The organism is Escherichia sp. MAL-1 (genome assembly GCF_052948035.1).
The window spans coordinates 2383864-2398195 of sequence record NZ_CM129609.1; the positions used below are offsets into that span (position 1 = coordinate 2383864).

12 protein-coding genes and 3 pseudogenes are annotated in these 14332 nt (G+C 49.0%); 7 read left to right on the top strand and 8 right to left on the bottom strand.

Annotation, left to right across the window (positions count from 1 at the left end; genetic code table 11):
• Positions 1-35: 35 nt before the first annotated feature.
• From ynfH to ACU8XX_RS11775, 5 genes are all read right to left on the bottom strand, one after another.
• The gene (ynfH, locus tag ACU8XX_RS11755) at positions 36-890 is read right to left on the bottom strand and encodes a selenate reductase membrane anchor subunit YnfH (RefSeq protein WP_000526503.1); all 855 of its coding nucleotides are present in this window, start codon (positions 888-890) and stop codon (positions 36-38) included.
• A 1-nt stretch (position 891) separates the two neighbouring features.
• Entirely contained in the window at positions 892-1509 is a 618-nt protein-coding gene (ynfG, locus tag ACU8XX_RS11760; RefSeq protein ID WP_000213028.1) for a DMSO reductase like molybdoenzyme iron-sulfur subunit YnfG, read from the bottom strand.
• Positions 1510-1519: 10 nt separating this feature from the next.
• Positions 1520-3943 carry a selenate/tellurate reductase subunit YnfF gene (ynfF, locus tag ACU8XX_RS11765; protein ID WP_072217321.1) on the bottom strand — a complete coding sequence of 808 codons (2424 nt, stop codon included), beginning with the start codon at positions 3941-3943 and terminating at the stop codon, positions 1520-1522.
• Positions 3944-4003: 60 nt separating this feature from the next.
• The gene (gene ynfE, locus ACU8XX_RS11770) at positions 4004-6430 is read right to left on the bottom strand and encodes a selenate/tellurate reductase subunit YnfE (RefSeq protein WP_016242148.1); all 2427 of its coding nucleotides are present in this window, start codon (positions 6428-6430) and stop codon (positions 4004-4006) included.
• Between the two features lie 198 nt (positions 6431-6628).
• Entirely contained in the window at positions 6629-6934 is a 306-nt protein-coding gene (locus ACU8XX_RS11775) for a DUF1161 domain-containing protein (RefSeq protein ID WP_001300836.1), read from the bottom strand.
• A 107-nt stretch (positions 6935-7041) separates the two neighbouring features.
• Here ACU8XX_RS11775 and ACU8XX_RS11780 point away from each other — a divergent pair, with 107 nt between their 5' ends.
• The gene (locus tag ACU8XX_RS11780) at positions 7042-7752 is read left to right on the top strand and encodes a YnfC family lipoprotein (protein WP_001321287.1); all 711 of its coding nucleotides are present in this window, start codon (positions 7042-7044) and stop codon (positions 7750-7752) included.
• A 2-nt stretch (positions 7753-7754) separates the two neighbouring features.
• On the opposite strand, the gene speG is transcribed toward ACU8XX_RS11780, so the two are convergent.
• Together speG and ACU8XX_RS11790 are read right to left on the bottom strand one after the other, a co-directional pair.
• Positions 7755-8315: a spermidine N1-acetyltransferase gene (speG, locus tag ACU8XX_RS11785; RefSeq protein ID WP_001138581.1), complete on the bottom strand. Its 561-nt coding sequence runs from the start codon at positions 8313-8315 to the stop codon at positions 7755-7757.
• A 34-nt stretch (positions 8316-8349) separates the two neighbouring features.
• Positions 8350-8691 carry a DUF1283 family protein gene (locus ACU8XX_RS11790; RefSeq protein ID WP_000705211.1) on the bottom strand — a complete coding sequence of 114 codons (342 nt, stop codon included), beginning with the start codon at positions 8689-8691 and terminating at the stop codon, positions 8350-8352.
• A 134-nt stretch (positions 8692-8825) separates the two neighbouring features.
• On the opposite strand from ACU8XX_RS11790, the gene ACU8XX_RS11795 reads away from it, so the two are divergent.
• From ACU8XX_RS11795 to ACU8XX_RS11805, 3 genes and pseudogenes are all read left to right on the top strand, one after another.
• Positions 8826-9152 carry a YnfA family protein gene (locus ACU8XX_RS11795; RefSeq protein ID WP_000598292.1) on the top strand — a complete coding sequence of 109 codons (327 nt, stop codon included), beginning with the start codon at positions 8826-8828 and terminating at the stop codon, positions 9150-9152.
• 205 nt (positions 9153-9357) lie between these two features.
• Positions 9358-10572: a starvation-sensing protein RspA gene (gene rspA, locus ACU8XX_RS11800; protein WP_001295394.1), complete on the top strand. Its 1215-nt coding sequence runs from the start codon at positions 9358-9360 to the stop codon at positions 10570-10572.
• 11 nt (positions 10573-10583) lie between these two features.
• A pseudogene (locus ACU8XX_RS11805) lies at positions 10584-11123 on the top strand (alcohol dehydrogenase catalytic domain-containing protein); the annotation flags it as partial.
• Here the strand turns inward: ACU8XX_RS11805 and ACU8XX_RS11810 are convergent.
• A protein-coding gene (locus ACU8XX_RS11810) for an IS1-like element IS1A family transposase (RefSeq protein WP_103215986.1) occupies positions 11094-11791 on the bottom strand; the annotation gives its coding sequence in 2 pieces (ribosomal slippage) (positions 11094-11542 and positions 11542-11791; 699 coding nt in all). The pseudogene ACU8XX_RS11805 and the gene ACU8XX_RS11810 sit on opposite strands and share 30 nt — an antisense overlap.
• 380 nt (positions 11792-12171) lie before the next feature.
• Between ACU8XX_RS11810 and ACU8XX_RS11815 the strand changes: the two are divergent.
• From ACU8XX_RS11815 to ACU8XX_RS11825, 3 genes and pseudogenes are all read left to right on the top strand, one after another.
• Positions 12172-12593: pseudogene (locus ACU8XX_RS11815) on the top strand (hypothetical protein).
• Positions 12594-13227: 634 nt separating this feature from the next.
• Entirely contained in the window at positions 13228-13599 is a 372-nt protein-coding gene (locus ACU8XX_RS11820) for a helix-turn-helix domain-containing protein (RefSeq protein ID WP_001406656.1), read from the top strand.
• A 37-nt stretch (positions 13600-13636) separates the two neighbouring features.
• A pseudogene (locus ACU8XX_RS11825) lies at positions 13637-14299 on the top strand (IS1202-like element ISEsa1 family transposase); the annotation flags it as partial.
• Between the last annotated feature and the right edge of the window lie 33 nt (positions 14300-14332).

The following is a 14332-nucleotide window of genomic DNA, read 5'->3' on the forward strand; positions in this document are numbered from 1 at the left end:
ATCCTGAAATGTGCGGGTTGCCCCGCACCAATTTGTTAACCTGCAATAGCCATTCCTACTGTCATGTGCAGGCCATAAAAGAGCACACGCCCGATCATCTCACCGCCAAGTATGAGGATTAGCCCCAGAATAAGTCCGGCAACGTGAGGTTCACGGCGACGAATGAGCGGGCAAAGCCAGCATCCAAGACCTGCGCATAACAATACCACACGCCAGACCTGTAAGGAGGCGTAATCTGGTACCAGTGCGCTGGCTTGTTGCACGGATGAGTGAATAGACGCCAGAGACAAACCTTGCAGCACAATCACCCCGGCACAAGCGATCAGCGCCAGAACGCTAATGATGGCAAATGGTGTGGTATTAAATGTAACGCGAGCTGCCCGCAGAATTGCGGCAGCAAGTATTGGACCGCTCAACAATACCGTCAGGAAGAAAGCCAGCGTAGTGTAACCGTTATGCCAGGTTGGCACGGTGTCGATTTGATACACGCAGGTCATCATCCAGACGAAAATGACGCCGAGCGCCATGCTGAAAAGTAACCAGAGTTTCCCCAACGCTTGCGGCATTTTACCGATGACTGCCACCAGCCACCATAATCCGCCAACGGCAAAAAATATGGAACCGGCAGCAATCTCGTTACTCAGACCAGAAGCTCCGATTCGATTCAGCGAGTTAAACGCCCGCAGTGGCGATCCCAGGTGCATGACAGAGGCAATAAACCCGACGCCCATCAACAGCCAGAGGAAAAACATGCCACGGACAATACGCTGACGGTCTGCGTCATTTTTGGCGGCGAACCAGCCAATTCCGCTAACAATCAGCGCGCCTACTACGCATTGACCCAATACGGTAAAGATAACCAGTGGCCACTCATGCCATCCATTTCCCATTTTACACTTCCTCCGGATTAGCCAGATAACCAGTGGTATCGCCGGTCGGGCGGCTGTTGGCGTTAGGTTTGATAACGATATTGGGTTTTGTGAAATGCGCGCGCGGCAGTGGCGCGACGGCAGCAAGAGTGCCGTGCTTCTGGCGCAGCTCTTCAATTGGACCGAACTCAAGTGCACGCAGCGGGCAGGATTCGACACATATGGGTTGTTTCCCCTCGGCGACGCGCGAATAACAACCATCGCACTTCGTCATGTGCCCTTTTTCAGCATTGTACTGTGGCGCGCCGTACGGACAAGCCATGTGGCAGTAGCGGCAGCCGATACAAACATCTTCATCAACCACCACAAAGCCATCTTCACGCTTATGCATTGCGCCGCTGGGGCAGACTTTTGTACATGCGGGGTCATCGCAATGGTTACAGGAGATGGAGAGATAATAAGCGAACACGTTCTGGTGCCAGACGCCATTATCTTCCTGCCAGTCGCCGCCAGCGTATTCATAAATACGGCGGAAACTGACTTCCGGGCCAAGATCTTTAAAATCTTTGCACGCCAGTTCGCAGGTTTTACAGCCAGTACAGCGGCTGGAATCGATAAAAAATCCATATTGTGTGGTCATGGGCTACTCCTTAAACCTTTTCGATCTGGACAAGATTGCTGTGCGACGGGTTTCCCTTTGCCAGCGGTGAAGGGCGGTGAGAGGTCAGAATATTGATACTGCCGCCGTGATCGACCCGGTCACCAAACATATCCGCTTTAAGCCACGCACCTTGCCCGATGGCGGTAACGCCAGGCAGAATACGCGGAGTCACTTTTGCGGCAATCAGCATTTCTCCATTATTGTTAAATACCCGCACGGTATCGCCATGACGGATACCGCGTGCCTGAGCATCAATGGGGTTGATCCACACCTCTTGTGGGCAGGCCTGCTGTAACACATCAATATTGCCGTAGCTGGAGTGGGTACGCGCTTTGTAATGGAAGCCCGTTAACTGCAGTGGATAGGTTTTCCGCAGGGGATCGTCCCAGCCATCAAAACCTGGGGTATACGCAGGAAGGGGATGAATAATTTCATCTTTTTTCAATTCCCAGGTATCTGCAATCTTCGCCAGTCGTTCAGAATAAATTTCGATTTTCCCCGAAGGTGTTTTCAACGGGTTTGCCTGTGGATCTTCACGGAATGCGCGGAAAGCGACGTAGTGTTCTTCCGGGCATTTTTTCTTAAAGATCCCGGTCGTTTTCATCTCCTCGTAGTCGGGCATCTCAGGGTTACGTTCCTTCGTTTTCGCATGGAGATATTTGATCCATTCATGCTGACTGCGACCTTCAGTAAAGGTTTGATAAACGTCTGGTCCTAAGCGTTTGGCGACTTCACTCAGCATCCAGTAGATGGGTTTGCGTTCAAATTTTGCTGAGGTTGCGGGTTGGGCGAGGATCACATAGCCCATATTCCCTGCAGATTCATGAGAGATAAGGTCTTCTTGCTCTGTTGGCATCAGGTCGGGCAACAGGATATCGCAATACTTAGCCGAGGCCGTCATGAAGTGGTCAATGCCAACAATCATCTCGCACTTGCTGTCATCCTGAAGCACCTCATGGGTGTGATTGATGTCGCCATGTTGATTGATCAATGTGTTACTGGCGTAGCACCATAAAAACTTGATGGGGACATCCAGTTTTTCTTTTCCACGAACACCATCACGGGTCGCGGTCATTTCCGTACCATGGTCGATGGCATCTGTCCATGTAAAGACGGAAATCTGCGTTTTAACAGGATTCTCGAGCATCGGGAACCATTCTACCCCCAGATCCCAGCTACCTTCGCGTACGCCTGAGTTGCCGCCGTTTATGCCGACGTTGCCGGTGAGAACGGAAAGCATGGCAATAGCGCGGGATGTTTGCTCGCCGTTGGAATGTCGTTGTGGCCCCCAACCCTGACAAATATAAGCAGGTTTTGCTGAACCGATCTCTCGTGCCAACTGGATAATTTTTTCTGCCGGGATGCTGGTGATTTTTGCTGCCCATTCCGGCGTTTTAGCTATGCCGTCAGGCCCTTCGCCCAGAATATAGGCTTTATAATGCGCGTTACGTGGTGCGTTGGCGGGCAGCGTTTTTTCATCGTAACCAACACAATATTTGTCGAGAAATGGCTGATCGACCATGTTTTCAGTAATCAGTACCCAGGCAATCGCACAGGCCAGTGCGCCATCGGTGCCAGGGCGAATGGGCAGCCATTCATCTTCACGCCCGGCAGCAGTGTCGTTATAACGTGGATCGATGACGATCATGCGTGCGTTTGAACGTTCGCGGGCTTGCTCGACGTAGTAAGTGACACCACCGCCGCTCATCCGCGTTTCTGCCGGGTTATTTCCGAACATAACGACCAGTTTCGTATTGGCGATATCATCCGGGCTGTTGCCATCATTGGCACCGAACATATAACTCATTGCGGCACTGATCTGTGCGGTACTGTAGCTGCCATAGCGACTGAGAAAACCACCGCAAGAGTTCATCAGACGGTACGGGACGTTTGAGTTGGTGATGTTTCCGCCATCTACACCTGTTCCGTACAGGACATGTACAGCCTCATTGCCGTAATCTTTTAGGATCCGCCGAAGATTATCACTGATGGTATCCAGGGCTTCGTCCCAACTTATCCGTTCAAATTTACCTTCACCGCGCTTGCCGACGCGCTTCATGGGATATTTCAACCTATCAGGATGATTCATCCGTCGGCGGATAGAGCGCCCGCGTAAACACGCGCGAACCTGATGATTACCGTAGACGTCGTCACCTGTCGTATCAGACTCCACCCAGTACACGGTGTCATCTTTCACATGCAAACGTAACAGACAGCGGCTCCCGCAGTTAACGGTGCAGGAACTCCAGACCGCTTTCTCTTCTACCGGAACCTCTGCCGCCCGAACTATTTGGGAAAATGGCAGAGTGAAAGCACTGCTTGCCAGCGCGAGACTGCCAAGTGCGGAGGTTTTCATCAGACTTCTACGGCTGATTTCAGCCTTCATGAGCGCCTCTGTGGTATGGATTTTCATCATTACTCACTTATTGCTTTTCAAACAAAATGTCATGCCAGAATTTATGGTTGTAGTGGGTTATATTTTTTCGATCTCGACCAGATTAGTGTGCTGCGGGTTTCCCTTCGCCAGTGGTGAAGGGCGCAGAGTGGTTAGCGTATTCACACAGCCGCCATGGTCGATTTTATCGCCAGACATATTGGCCTCGTGCCAGGCTCCCTGGCCCATAGCGCTAACTCCAGGGAGAATACGTGGTGTCACTTTGGCTGGTAGCCGAACTTCGCCACGATGGTTAAACACCCGCACCATATCGCCGTTGGCAATCCCACGTTTCTGCGCATCTATAGGGTTGATCCACACCTCCTGACGGCAGGCTGCTTTCAGGACATCAATGTTGCCGTAGGTCGAGTGAGTACGGGATTTGTAATGGAAACCAAACAGTTGCAGTGGGAAGGTTCTACGTTCAGGGGAGTCCCAGCCTTCAAAGGTAGAGGCATAAACTGGCAGTGGGCTTATCACTTCATCTTTTTCCAGTTCCCAGGTACGGGCAATTTCCGCCAGCTTGCTGGAATAAATTTCAATCTTACCGGAAGGTGTTTTAAGTGGATTTGCCTCGGGGTCGTCACGAAATGCTTTGTAGGCGACAAAATGACCATTGGGATCTTTACGCTTATAGATACCCATTTTTTTCAGTTCGTCGTAAGACGGTAACGCCGGATCTTTGGCAAGCATTTTGGCGTACAGATGTTGTAACCATTGTTCCTGCGTGCGACCTTCAGTGAACTTTTGATAGACGTCAGGTCCAAGACGTTTCGCGACTTCACTCAGGATCCAGTAAATCGGTTTGCGTTCGAATTTTTCGCTGGTGACAGGCTGGAGGAAAATGAGATATCCCATGTTACCGGCGTAGTCGTTAGGAATAATATCTTCCTGCTCAACGGTCATCAGGTCTGGCAGCAGAATGTCGGCATATTTTGCCGATGAGGTCATAAAGTTTTCGATGACCACAATCATTTCGCATTTCGATTCGTCCTGCAGAATTTCATGCGTTTTGTTGATGTCAGAATGCTGATTAACGAGGGTATTTCCCGCGTAGTTCCAGATGAACTTAATGGGCACATCCAGTTTATCTTTGCCCCGGACGCCGTCGCGGATTGCCGTCATTTTGGGGCCATGATCGATAGCATCTGTCCAGCTGAAGCAGGAAATTGACGTTTTGACCGGATTATCCAGCACCGGCAGGCGCTCTATGGTAATGGTATAGGTCGATTCACGCGCGCCACTATTTCCGCCGCTGATGCCGACATTGCCCGTCAGAATAGGCAACATAGCAATAGCGCGTGCGGTCAGCTCGCCGTTTGCCTGGCGTTGTGGCCCCCAGCCCTGGCAGGTATAAGCGGGTTTTGCTGTGCCAATTTCACGCGCCAGTTTGATGATACGGTCCACCGGGATACCGGTAATTTGCGAAGCCCACTGCGGCGTTTTCGCTGTTTTATCGTCACCTTCACCAAGAATATAGGCTTTATAGTGACCATTTTTGGGTGCATCTGCGGGTAAGGTTTTTTCGTCATAGCCGACGCAGTATTTATCGAGAAAAGGTTGATCAACGAGATTTTCGTTAATCAATACCCAGGCAATACCCGCAACCAGCGCGGCATCGGTGCCCGGGCGAATAGGAAGCCATTCATCTTCACGACCAGCAGCCGTATCGGTATATCGCGGATCGATAACAATCATTTTGGCGTTCGATTTCTCGCGCGCTTTTTCAAGAAGATAAGTGATGCCACCGCCGCTCATGCGGGTTTCTGCCGGGTTGTTACCAAACATCACGACCAGCTTGCTGTTTTCAATATCCGTGGTGCTGTTGCCATCATTACTGCCGTAGGTGTAGGGCATGGCACAGGAAATTTGCGCAGTGCTGTAGGAGCCATACTGGTTGAGTGAACCGCCGTAGCAGTTCATCAGGCGTTTGACCGCCGAGGCTGATGGCGAAGAGCGGGTCATATTGCCGCCAACAATCCCCGAAGAGTACTGAATATATACAGCCTCATTGCCATATTGTTCGACGGTTTTTTTTAGACTACTGGCGATAGTATCCAGGGCTTCATCCCAGCTAATCCGTTCGAATTTGCCTTCACCGCGTTTACCCACGCGTTTCATTGGGTAATTCAAGCGATCGGGATGATTAATACGCCGGCGGATGGAGCGACCGCGCAAACAGGCGCGTACTTGATGATTGCCATACTCGTCGTTGCCGGTGTTGTCAGTTTCCACCCAGATCACTTCATTATCTTTAACATGTAGACGAAGTGCACAGCGGCTACCACAGTTGACGGAACAGGCACCCCAGACCACTTTCTCGCTGGCCTGTTGTACCGCTGCCGCTGCACTGCGTAGGGTGAACGGTAAAGAAAAACCGCCTGCAGCCAGCGCCAGAGAACCTATCGCGGTAGATTTAACGAGTGTTCTGCGGCTGATGCCCACCATTCGTTCATTTTTGGACATAACTCACTCCCTGTTCTTTATCGTTATATAAATGTTTATATATTGAATATTTAGCGCGCTAACAATAGAGGGAGTCTACCCATTTTGGGTTAAGAATTATTAATCCACATCAATAGAAGGGTATGAGTAATATGGTGGGATTATGTTGTATGTTCAAATCGCCGGATGTGTCATATCCGGCGTTCAGTCGATAATGTGTTACTGCGGTTCGGCAGGCGCGCCATCCTGGCTAGACTGCGCGGGAGCAGAGACGTTACCGCTGGTGGTGCGGGTATAGAGAATTTTATGCGTATCATTAGCGCAATGGCCGACGACCTGGGAATCAGGCTGATCAACCTGGTCATTGGGTACAATACTTAACGTGAAGCTGCTTTCGGGTACGCCATTATTGATAATGCGCTGTGATATATCGCTCTGTATGCGCTCACAGGATCCCGGCGCGGCGAGTACCGCGGGTGAGGCGAGGGCGAGCAGAAGCGCGGCACAGCAGGTTGAGAGTTTCATCATAAGCTCCTTACGCGAAGATAACTTCTTTAAGCATAGCATTTAACGTGTAAAGTACTGTATTTGCTACTATGATTGAGAATCATCTCTACTCTCTGGTGACTGTTGTGAAATACAAATTACTACCATGCTTACTCGCGATATTCCTCACAGGATGTGACCGCACAGAGGTAACACTTTCATTTACCCCTGAGATGGCCAGTTTCTCTAATGAATTCGATTTTGATCCGCTGCGTGGTCCGGTAAAAGATTTCACTCAGACATTAATGGATGAGCAAGGTGAAGTGACGAAACGTGTTTCTGGGACTTTGTCGGAAGAAGGCTGTTTTGATTCACTCGAATTACTGGATCTGGAAAATAATACCGTGGTCGCTCTGGTACTGGACGCCAATTATTACCGTGATGCCGAGACGCTGGAGAAGAGAGTACGTTTACAGGGAAAATGCCAGCTAGCAGAATTACCTTCTGCCGGGGTGAGTTGGGAAACCGATGATAATGGCTTCGTGATTAAAGCCAGCAGCAAACAAATGCAGATGGAATATCGCTATGATGATCAGGGTTATCCGCTGGGTAAAACCACGAAAAGTAACGACAAAACATTATCTGTCAGCGCCACGCCATCAACGGATCCGATCAAAAAATTAGATTACACAGCGGTTACTTTACTGAATAATCAACGGGTTGGTAATGTAAAACAGAGCTGTGAATATGACAGTCACGCTAATCCGGTGGACTGTCAGCTAATCATTGTTGATGAAGGAGTAAAACCCGCCGTCGAACGGGTTTACACCATCAAAAATACGATCGATTATTATTAATGCTATTGTGCGGTCGGCTTCAGGAGAGTCTGACCCGGTGTTTTGTGCTCTGCCAGATACTGATGCTGGAATATACACATGCGAATGGCATTACGATATTGACCATTAATAAAGAACTCGTGCATCAATTCACCTTCAACCGAAAAGCCAAGCTTGCGGTAAATGTGAATCGCTTTTTCATTCTCTTTATCAACGATCAGATACAGCTTATAGAGATTGAGAACGGTAAAGCCATAGTCCATTGCTAATTTGGCGGCACGGGTTGCCAGACCTTTCCCCTGATACTCCGGGGAGATAATTATCTGAAATTCTGCGCGGCGATGAACATGGTTAATTTCCACCAGCTCCACCAGACCGGCTTTTTCGCCGTCACATTCCACCACAAAGCGCCGTTCGCTCTGATCGTGAATATGCTTATCATACAGATCAGAGAGTTCAACAAAGGCTTCGTAGGGTTCCTCAAACCAGTAACGCATCACACTGGCGTTATTGTCGAGTTGATGTACATAGCGTAAATCTTCACGCTCCAGCGGGCGTAGCTTAACACTGTGGGCGCTTGGCATAACGTGTCCTTACATTCCTTAAATCAATAACAGGTTAGGGGGTAATAACGCGGCCAGTTCGACGGTCCAGGCAGCGCAAAGTATTGGGCTCCCAGTAGGCATTGATGTTGGCGCTTTGCTCACATTTATCGCGGTTATCAAAAGCGGCGTCGGCTTTATCCCACTCTTTTTCAGTGCGTTTATTCACTTTCTGGCGCAGATTGCGCGTGTCATTCCATTGCTCTTTTTCCATAGCGGCGTGCTGGCGGCTTTGTGCACTGTCGCCAGACTCAATCACCAGTTTGTTAGTTTCGGCATGAACAGTTGTGCTCAATGCCAGTGCGCAAGGCAGCAGAATAGCGAGCAGGCCGATTCGTTTGCTGAGAGTGATTTTCATAATTCATTCCCTGTATGAATGATTAAAGGTGATTCTACACCATCCACTGCGGACGCAAAACGTACCAGGAGGGTGTTTATATTGATGATATTATGTCGCCCTATAACTATACATGATGTCAATAAGAGACAAAGATGATTAAAACAACGTTACTATTTTTTGCTACTGCGCTGTGTGAAATTATTGGATGCTTTCTGCCCTGGTTGTGGTTAAAACGAAACGCCAGTATCTGGCTGTTGCTTCCGGCGGGGATTTCACTGGCGCTGTTTGTCTGGTTGTTAACGTTGCATCCAGCGGCGAGTGGGCGTGTTTACGCGGCTTATGGTGGCGTTTATGTCTGCACGGCGTTGATGTGGCTGCGCGTTGTGGATGGCGTGAAACTGACTCTTTATGACTGGACGGGTGCGTTGATTGCGCTTTGCGGCATGTTGATCATTGTTGCGGGCTGGGGGCGCACGTAGGAACATAAATCCATTTTATCAATAAGATAAGAGGAAGTGTCAGCTGACAAAAGGTATTCTATTTCATCTTTTGTCAACCATTCACAGCGCAAATATACGCCTTTTTTTGTGATCACTCCGGCTTTTTTCAATCTTCATACTTGTATGGTAGTAGCTCAGATGCGTAGATTTCATGCATCACGACAAGCGATGCAAGGAATCGAACATGAAGATCGTAAAGGCTGAAGTTTTTGTTACCTGTCCGGGGCGTAATTTCGTCACATTAAAAATCACCACTGAGGACGGTATTACGGGCCTTGGGGATGCCACCCTCAATGGACGTGAGCTTTCCGTGGCCTCTTATTTGCAGGATCACCTTTGTCCGCAGCTTATTGGTCGCGATGCGCACCGTATCGAAGATATCTGGCAGTTTTTCTATAAAGGTGCTTACTGGCGTCGCGGTCCGGTTACGATGTCGGCCATTTCAGCGGTTGATATGGCGCTGTGGGATATTAAAGCCAAAGCTGCCAACATGCCGCTTTACCAGTTACTCGGCGGCGCGTCTCGTGAAGGGGTGATGGTTTATTGCCATACCACCGGTCACAGTATTGATGAAGCTCTGGATGATTATGCCCGTCATCAGGAGCTGGGATTCAAAGCCATCCGCGTGCAGTGCGGAATCCCTGGTATGAAAACCACCTACGGCATGTCGAAAGGTAAAGGTCTGGCTTATGAACCCGCAACCAAAGGACAGTGGCCGGAAGAGCAGCTGTGGTCGACGGAGAAATACCTCGATTTCATGCCGAAATTGTTTGACGCGGTACGTAACAAGTTTGGTTTTAATGAACATTTGCTGCATGACATGCACCATCGCTTAACGCCTATTGAAGCGGCGCGCTTTGGTAAAAGCATTGAAGATTATCGCATGTTCTGGATGGAAGACCCGACGCCTGCGGAAAACCAGGAATGCTTCCGTCTCATTCGCCAACATACCGTCACACCCATCGCAGTGGGTGAAGTCTTCAACAGCATCTGGGACTGCAAACAACTGATTGAAGAGCAACTCATCGATTATATCCGCACCACGCTGACCCATGCAGGCGGAATTACCGGTATGCGCCGGATTGCCGATTTTGCTTCGCTGTATCAGGTACGTACTGGCTCACACGGTCCTTCCGATTTGTCACCAGTCTGCATGGCTGCGGCGCTGCACTTTGATCTGTGGGTCCCCAATTTCGGTGTCCAGGAATACATGGGTTATTCCGAACAAATGCTCGAAGTCTTCCCGCACAACTGGACTTTCGATAACGGCTATATGCATCCGGGAGACAAACCGGGTCTTGGTATCGAATTCGATGAAAAGCTGGCGGCGAAATATCCCTATGAACCTGCTTATCTACCAGTCGCACGTCTGGAAGATGGCACGCTGTGGAACTGGTAAGGAGTAAGATAATGAAAAGCATATTAATTGAAAAACCGAATCAACTGGCGATTGTCGAACGTGAAATACCCACCCCGTCAGCGGGTGAAGTACGAGTAAAAGTGAAACTTGCCGGAATTTGTGGTTCAGATAGCCATATTTATCGTGGGCATAATCCTTTTGCGAAATATCCGCGCGTCATTGGTCATGAATTCTTTGGCGTCATTGATGCAGTGGGTGAAGGCGTGGAAAGCGCCAGAGTCGGTGAACGTGTTGCTGTCGATCCGGTGGTCAGCTGTGGGCATTGCTATCCGTGCTCTATAGGTAAACCGAACGTTTGTACGACACTGGCTGTATTAGGTGTGCACGCTGACGGTGGTTTCAGTGAATATGCCGTGGTTCCGGCAAAAAATGCGTGGAAAATTCCTGAAGCAGTGGCCGATCAATATGCGGTAATGATCGAACCTTTTACCATTGCGGCTAACGTAACCGGACATGGTCAACCGACTGAAAATGATACCGTTCTGGGTAATGACTCCAACTTATTGATAGTGTTTTATGTTCAGATAATGCCCGATGACTTTGTCATGCAGCTCCACCGATTTTGAGAACGACAGCGACTTCCGTCCCAGCCGTGCCAGGTGCTGCCTCAGATTCAGGTTATGCCGCTCAATTCGCTGCGTATATCGCTTGCTGATTACGTGCAGCTTTCCCTTCAGGCGGGATTCATACAGCGGCCAGCCATCCGTCATCCATATCACCACGTCAAAGGGTGACAGCAGGCTCATAAGACGCCCCAGCGTCGCCATAGTGCGTTCACCGAATACGTGCGCAACAACCGTCTTCCGGAGCCTGTCATACGCGTAAAACAGCCAGCGCTGGCGCGATTTAGCCCCGACATAGCCCCACTGTTCGTCCATTTCCGCGCAGACGATGACGTCACTGCCCGGCTGTATGCGCGAGGTTACCGACTGCGGCCTGAGTTTTTTAAGTGACGTAAAATCGTGTTGAGGCCAACGCCCATAATGCGGGCTGTTGCCCGGCATCCAACGCCATTCATGGCCATATCAATGATTTTCTGGTGCGTACCGGGTTGAGAAGCGGTGTAAGTGAACTGCAGTTGCCATGTTTTACGGCAGTGAGAGCAGAGATAGCGCTGATGTCCGGCGGTGCTTTTGCCGTTACGCACCACCCCGTCAGTAGCTGAACAGGAGGGACAGCTGATAGAAACAGAAGCCACTGGAGCACCTCAAAAACACCATCATACACTAAATCAGTAAGTTGGCAGCATCACCTGAAACGGGAATAGCTGGTGGAGATTTTGAGGATGTATTCGAAGTGGACGATGACGCAACACCTGATGAAATTCATGACGGAGCATAAGAAATTTTCTTTAACTACTGCAATTACTCATACCACGAAATAAAAGACGATGAGGAAGAACAAAGTGGCTGATTTTTGTTCAGCTAAATATAACATCAGTTTTGAAGAGCGGGATGAACTATTAATGGACTATGGTGAGTTACGCGGTGGAAGTGCTGCTGATGTCGAATCCTAGCGTGATGACTATGAAGCGGGAAAAACTCCGGTCGAAGCATATTGTGATGAGTGGGGCGATGAATGAGCGAGATTAATTATCAGGAAGGGCATGAAACGGCGGGGCAAGCAAAACCAGTGACATGGCGATATCGCTACGTGAAAAAAGGCGTTACGGACTTTCAGGGGAAGTAGTGGTCTGGTGACTGGAAATATGTACCGAAAAAAGAGGATTGTAACGACAGGCCGAACTATCAAATTCAGGCCTTATTCACTGCCTCACCAGTCCCGGTTACATCAGAAGAATTGGTTAAAGCTGTGCACTTTTATGAACAACTAAAACGCGAAAATCCACCAACATCCGGCAACTAGATTAATGGGTTAACTATGTCGGTTAAACGACCAGCCAACTGAAAAAGCGGAAACCTGATTACAGGTTGCCAGATAAGGCAATGAGCTACCTGGCGCGGAACGGACTGATAAGTATGGGGAATGTTTTACGATGAACCTTTAGACTAAAGAGTTTGTAACGCTATGTAAGTGATTTTTTCTGGTTTAGATATTTATATGTCCGGCCAAATTGAGGTGTGTTTAAATGTAATTGCACATTGATTGTAGGAGGAATAATGAAAAACGCATTGCAGTTTTTGTTTGTTGCGTTCTGGTTGTTCGCATCATGTATGCCCATCATCTTCACAGCAAGGTATATGGAAAAAGTTGATGTTTTGATATTAATATTTGGATATATAAATGCCCTTTTTTTAGGGGTGTTCATGGCGGTCATGTGCATTGAATACTGGCGGTAAATACAGCGAACTCCATTGGTTTAGTTGGATATTTACTGTGCTGGACAAAAACGGTTTGCGGGGAAATCTTAGTTAAGTAGAATGACTGCGGGTGCTTGAGGCTATCTGCCTCGGGCACGAACACCAACGGCAGGTAGAGAAAAGCCCCAGTTAACATTACGCGTCCTGCAAGACGCTTAACATTAATCTGAGGCCAATTTCATGCCAGACACATGTAGGTTAGCCTCTTACGTGCCGAAAGGCAAGGAGAAGCAGGCTATTGTTAACACCAAGCTGTAATGTCCCCTTTGAACCATTCTAAAATGTCCCCAGACAATTCTCTGGGGGATTTTTCATGACCAAAGAAACTGTTACGATGAGTCATAAGGAACTCCACCGACTTCAGATTATTCAGGAGTCAATTAATCGACATATTACTCAGGAACAAGCTGCGGCACGCATTGGCATTTCTATTCGGCAGGTTAAACGTCTGGTGCAACGGTATAGAAATGAAGGGCCTTCTGGTCTGGTTTCCCACCGACGTGGAAAGCGTCCTAATAATTCCTTTTCTACTGAATTCAGAGCAACAGTAATTTCACTCCTCAAAGGCCGTTACGCTGATTTTGGACCTACGTTTGCGTGCGAAAAATTGCGCGAGATACACGGTTTATCTTTATCCGTTGAAACTCTCAGAAAGTGGATGATAGAAGAGGGGGGTATGGCGTGAACGCCGTCGTAAAATTGCCCGTATATATCAACGCCGCATGCGACGACCATCTTACGGTGAACTGATCCAGATTGATGGCTCACCTCATGACTGGTTTGAAAATCGAGGCCCCAGATGTACACTGATCGTTTTCATTGATGATGCCACCAGTGCGTTGATGGCGTTGCGTTTTGTGCCTGCTGAAACAACCCGGGCTTACATGGAAACCCTCCGGGGTTACCTTAATGATCATGGCGTACCGCTCGCTCTCTACTCTGATAGACACAGTATATTCAGGGTAAATAACCCAGAGCGGGAAGGTGAGCTGACCCAGTTCACTCGTGCGATAAAGACACTGGGCATCGAGCCAATCCATGCCAACAGCCCGCAGGCAAAAGGGCGGGTAGAGCGCGCCAATCAGACACTACAGGACAGGCTGGTCAAAGAAATGCGGCTTCAGAATATCAGTGATATTGAAACAGCAAATGCATGGTTGCCGACCTTTATTGAAGCCTATAACAACCGGTTCGCTACGTCGCCTCGTACTACTGATAATGCTCATCTTGATGTGCACCATTCTGAAGAGGAACTGGGTTATATCTTCAGCCTACAGGCGAAGCGCGTTCTGTCTAAAAATCTCACTTTCCAGTACAAAAGCAGTGCGTTTCAGGTACGCAGTGAGGGCCGGGGATATCGACTTAGGCATTCGGTTGTTACTGTATGCGAGAACTTTGACGGTGAAATTAACGTTCTG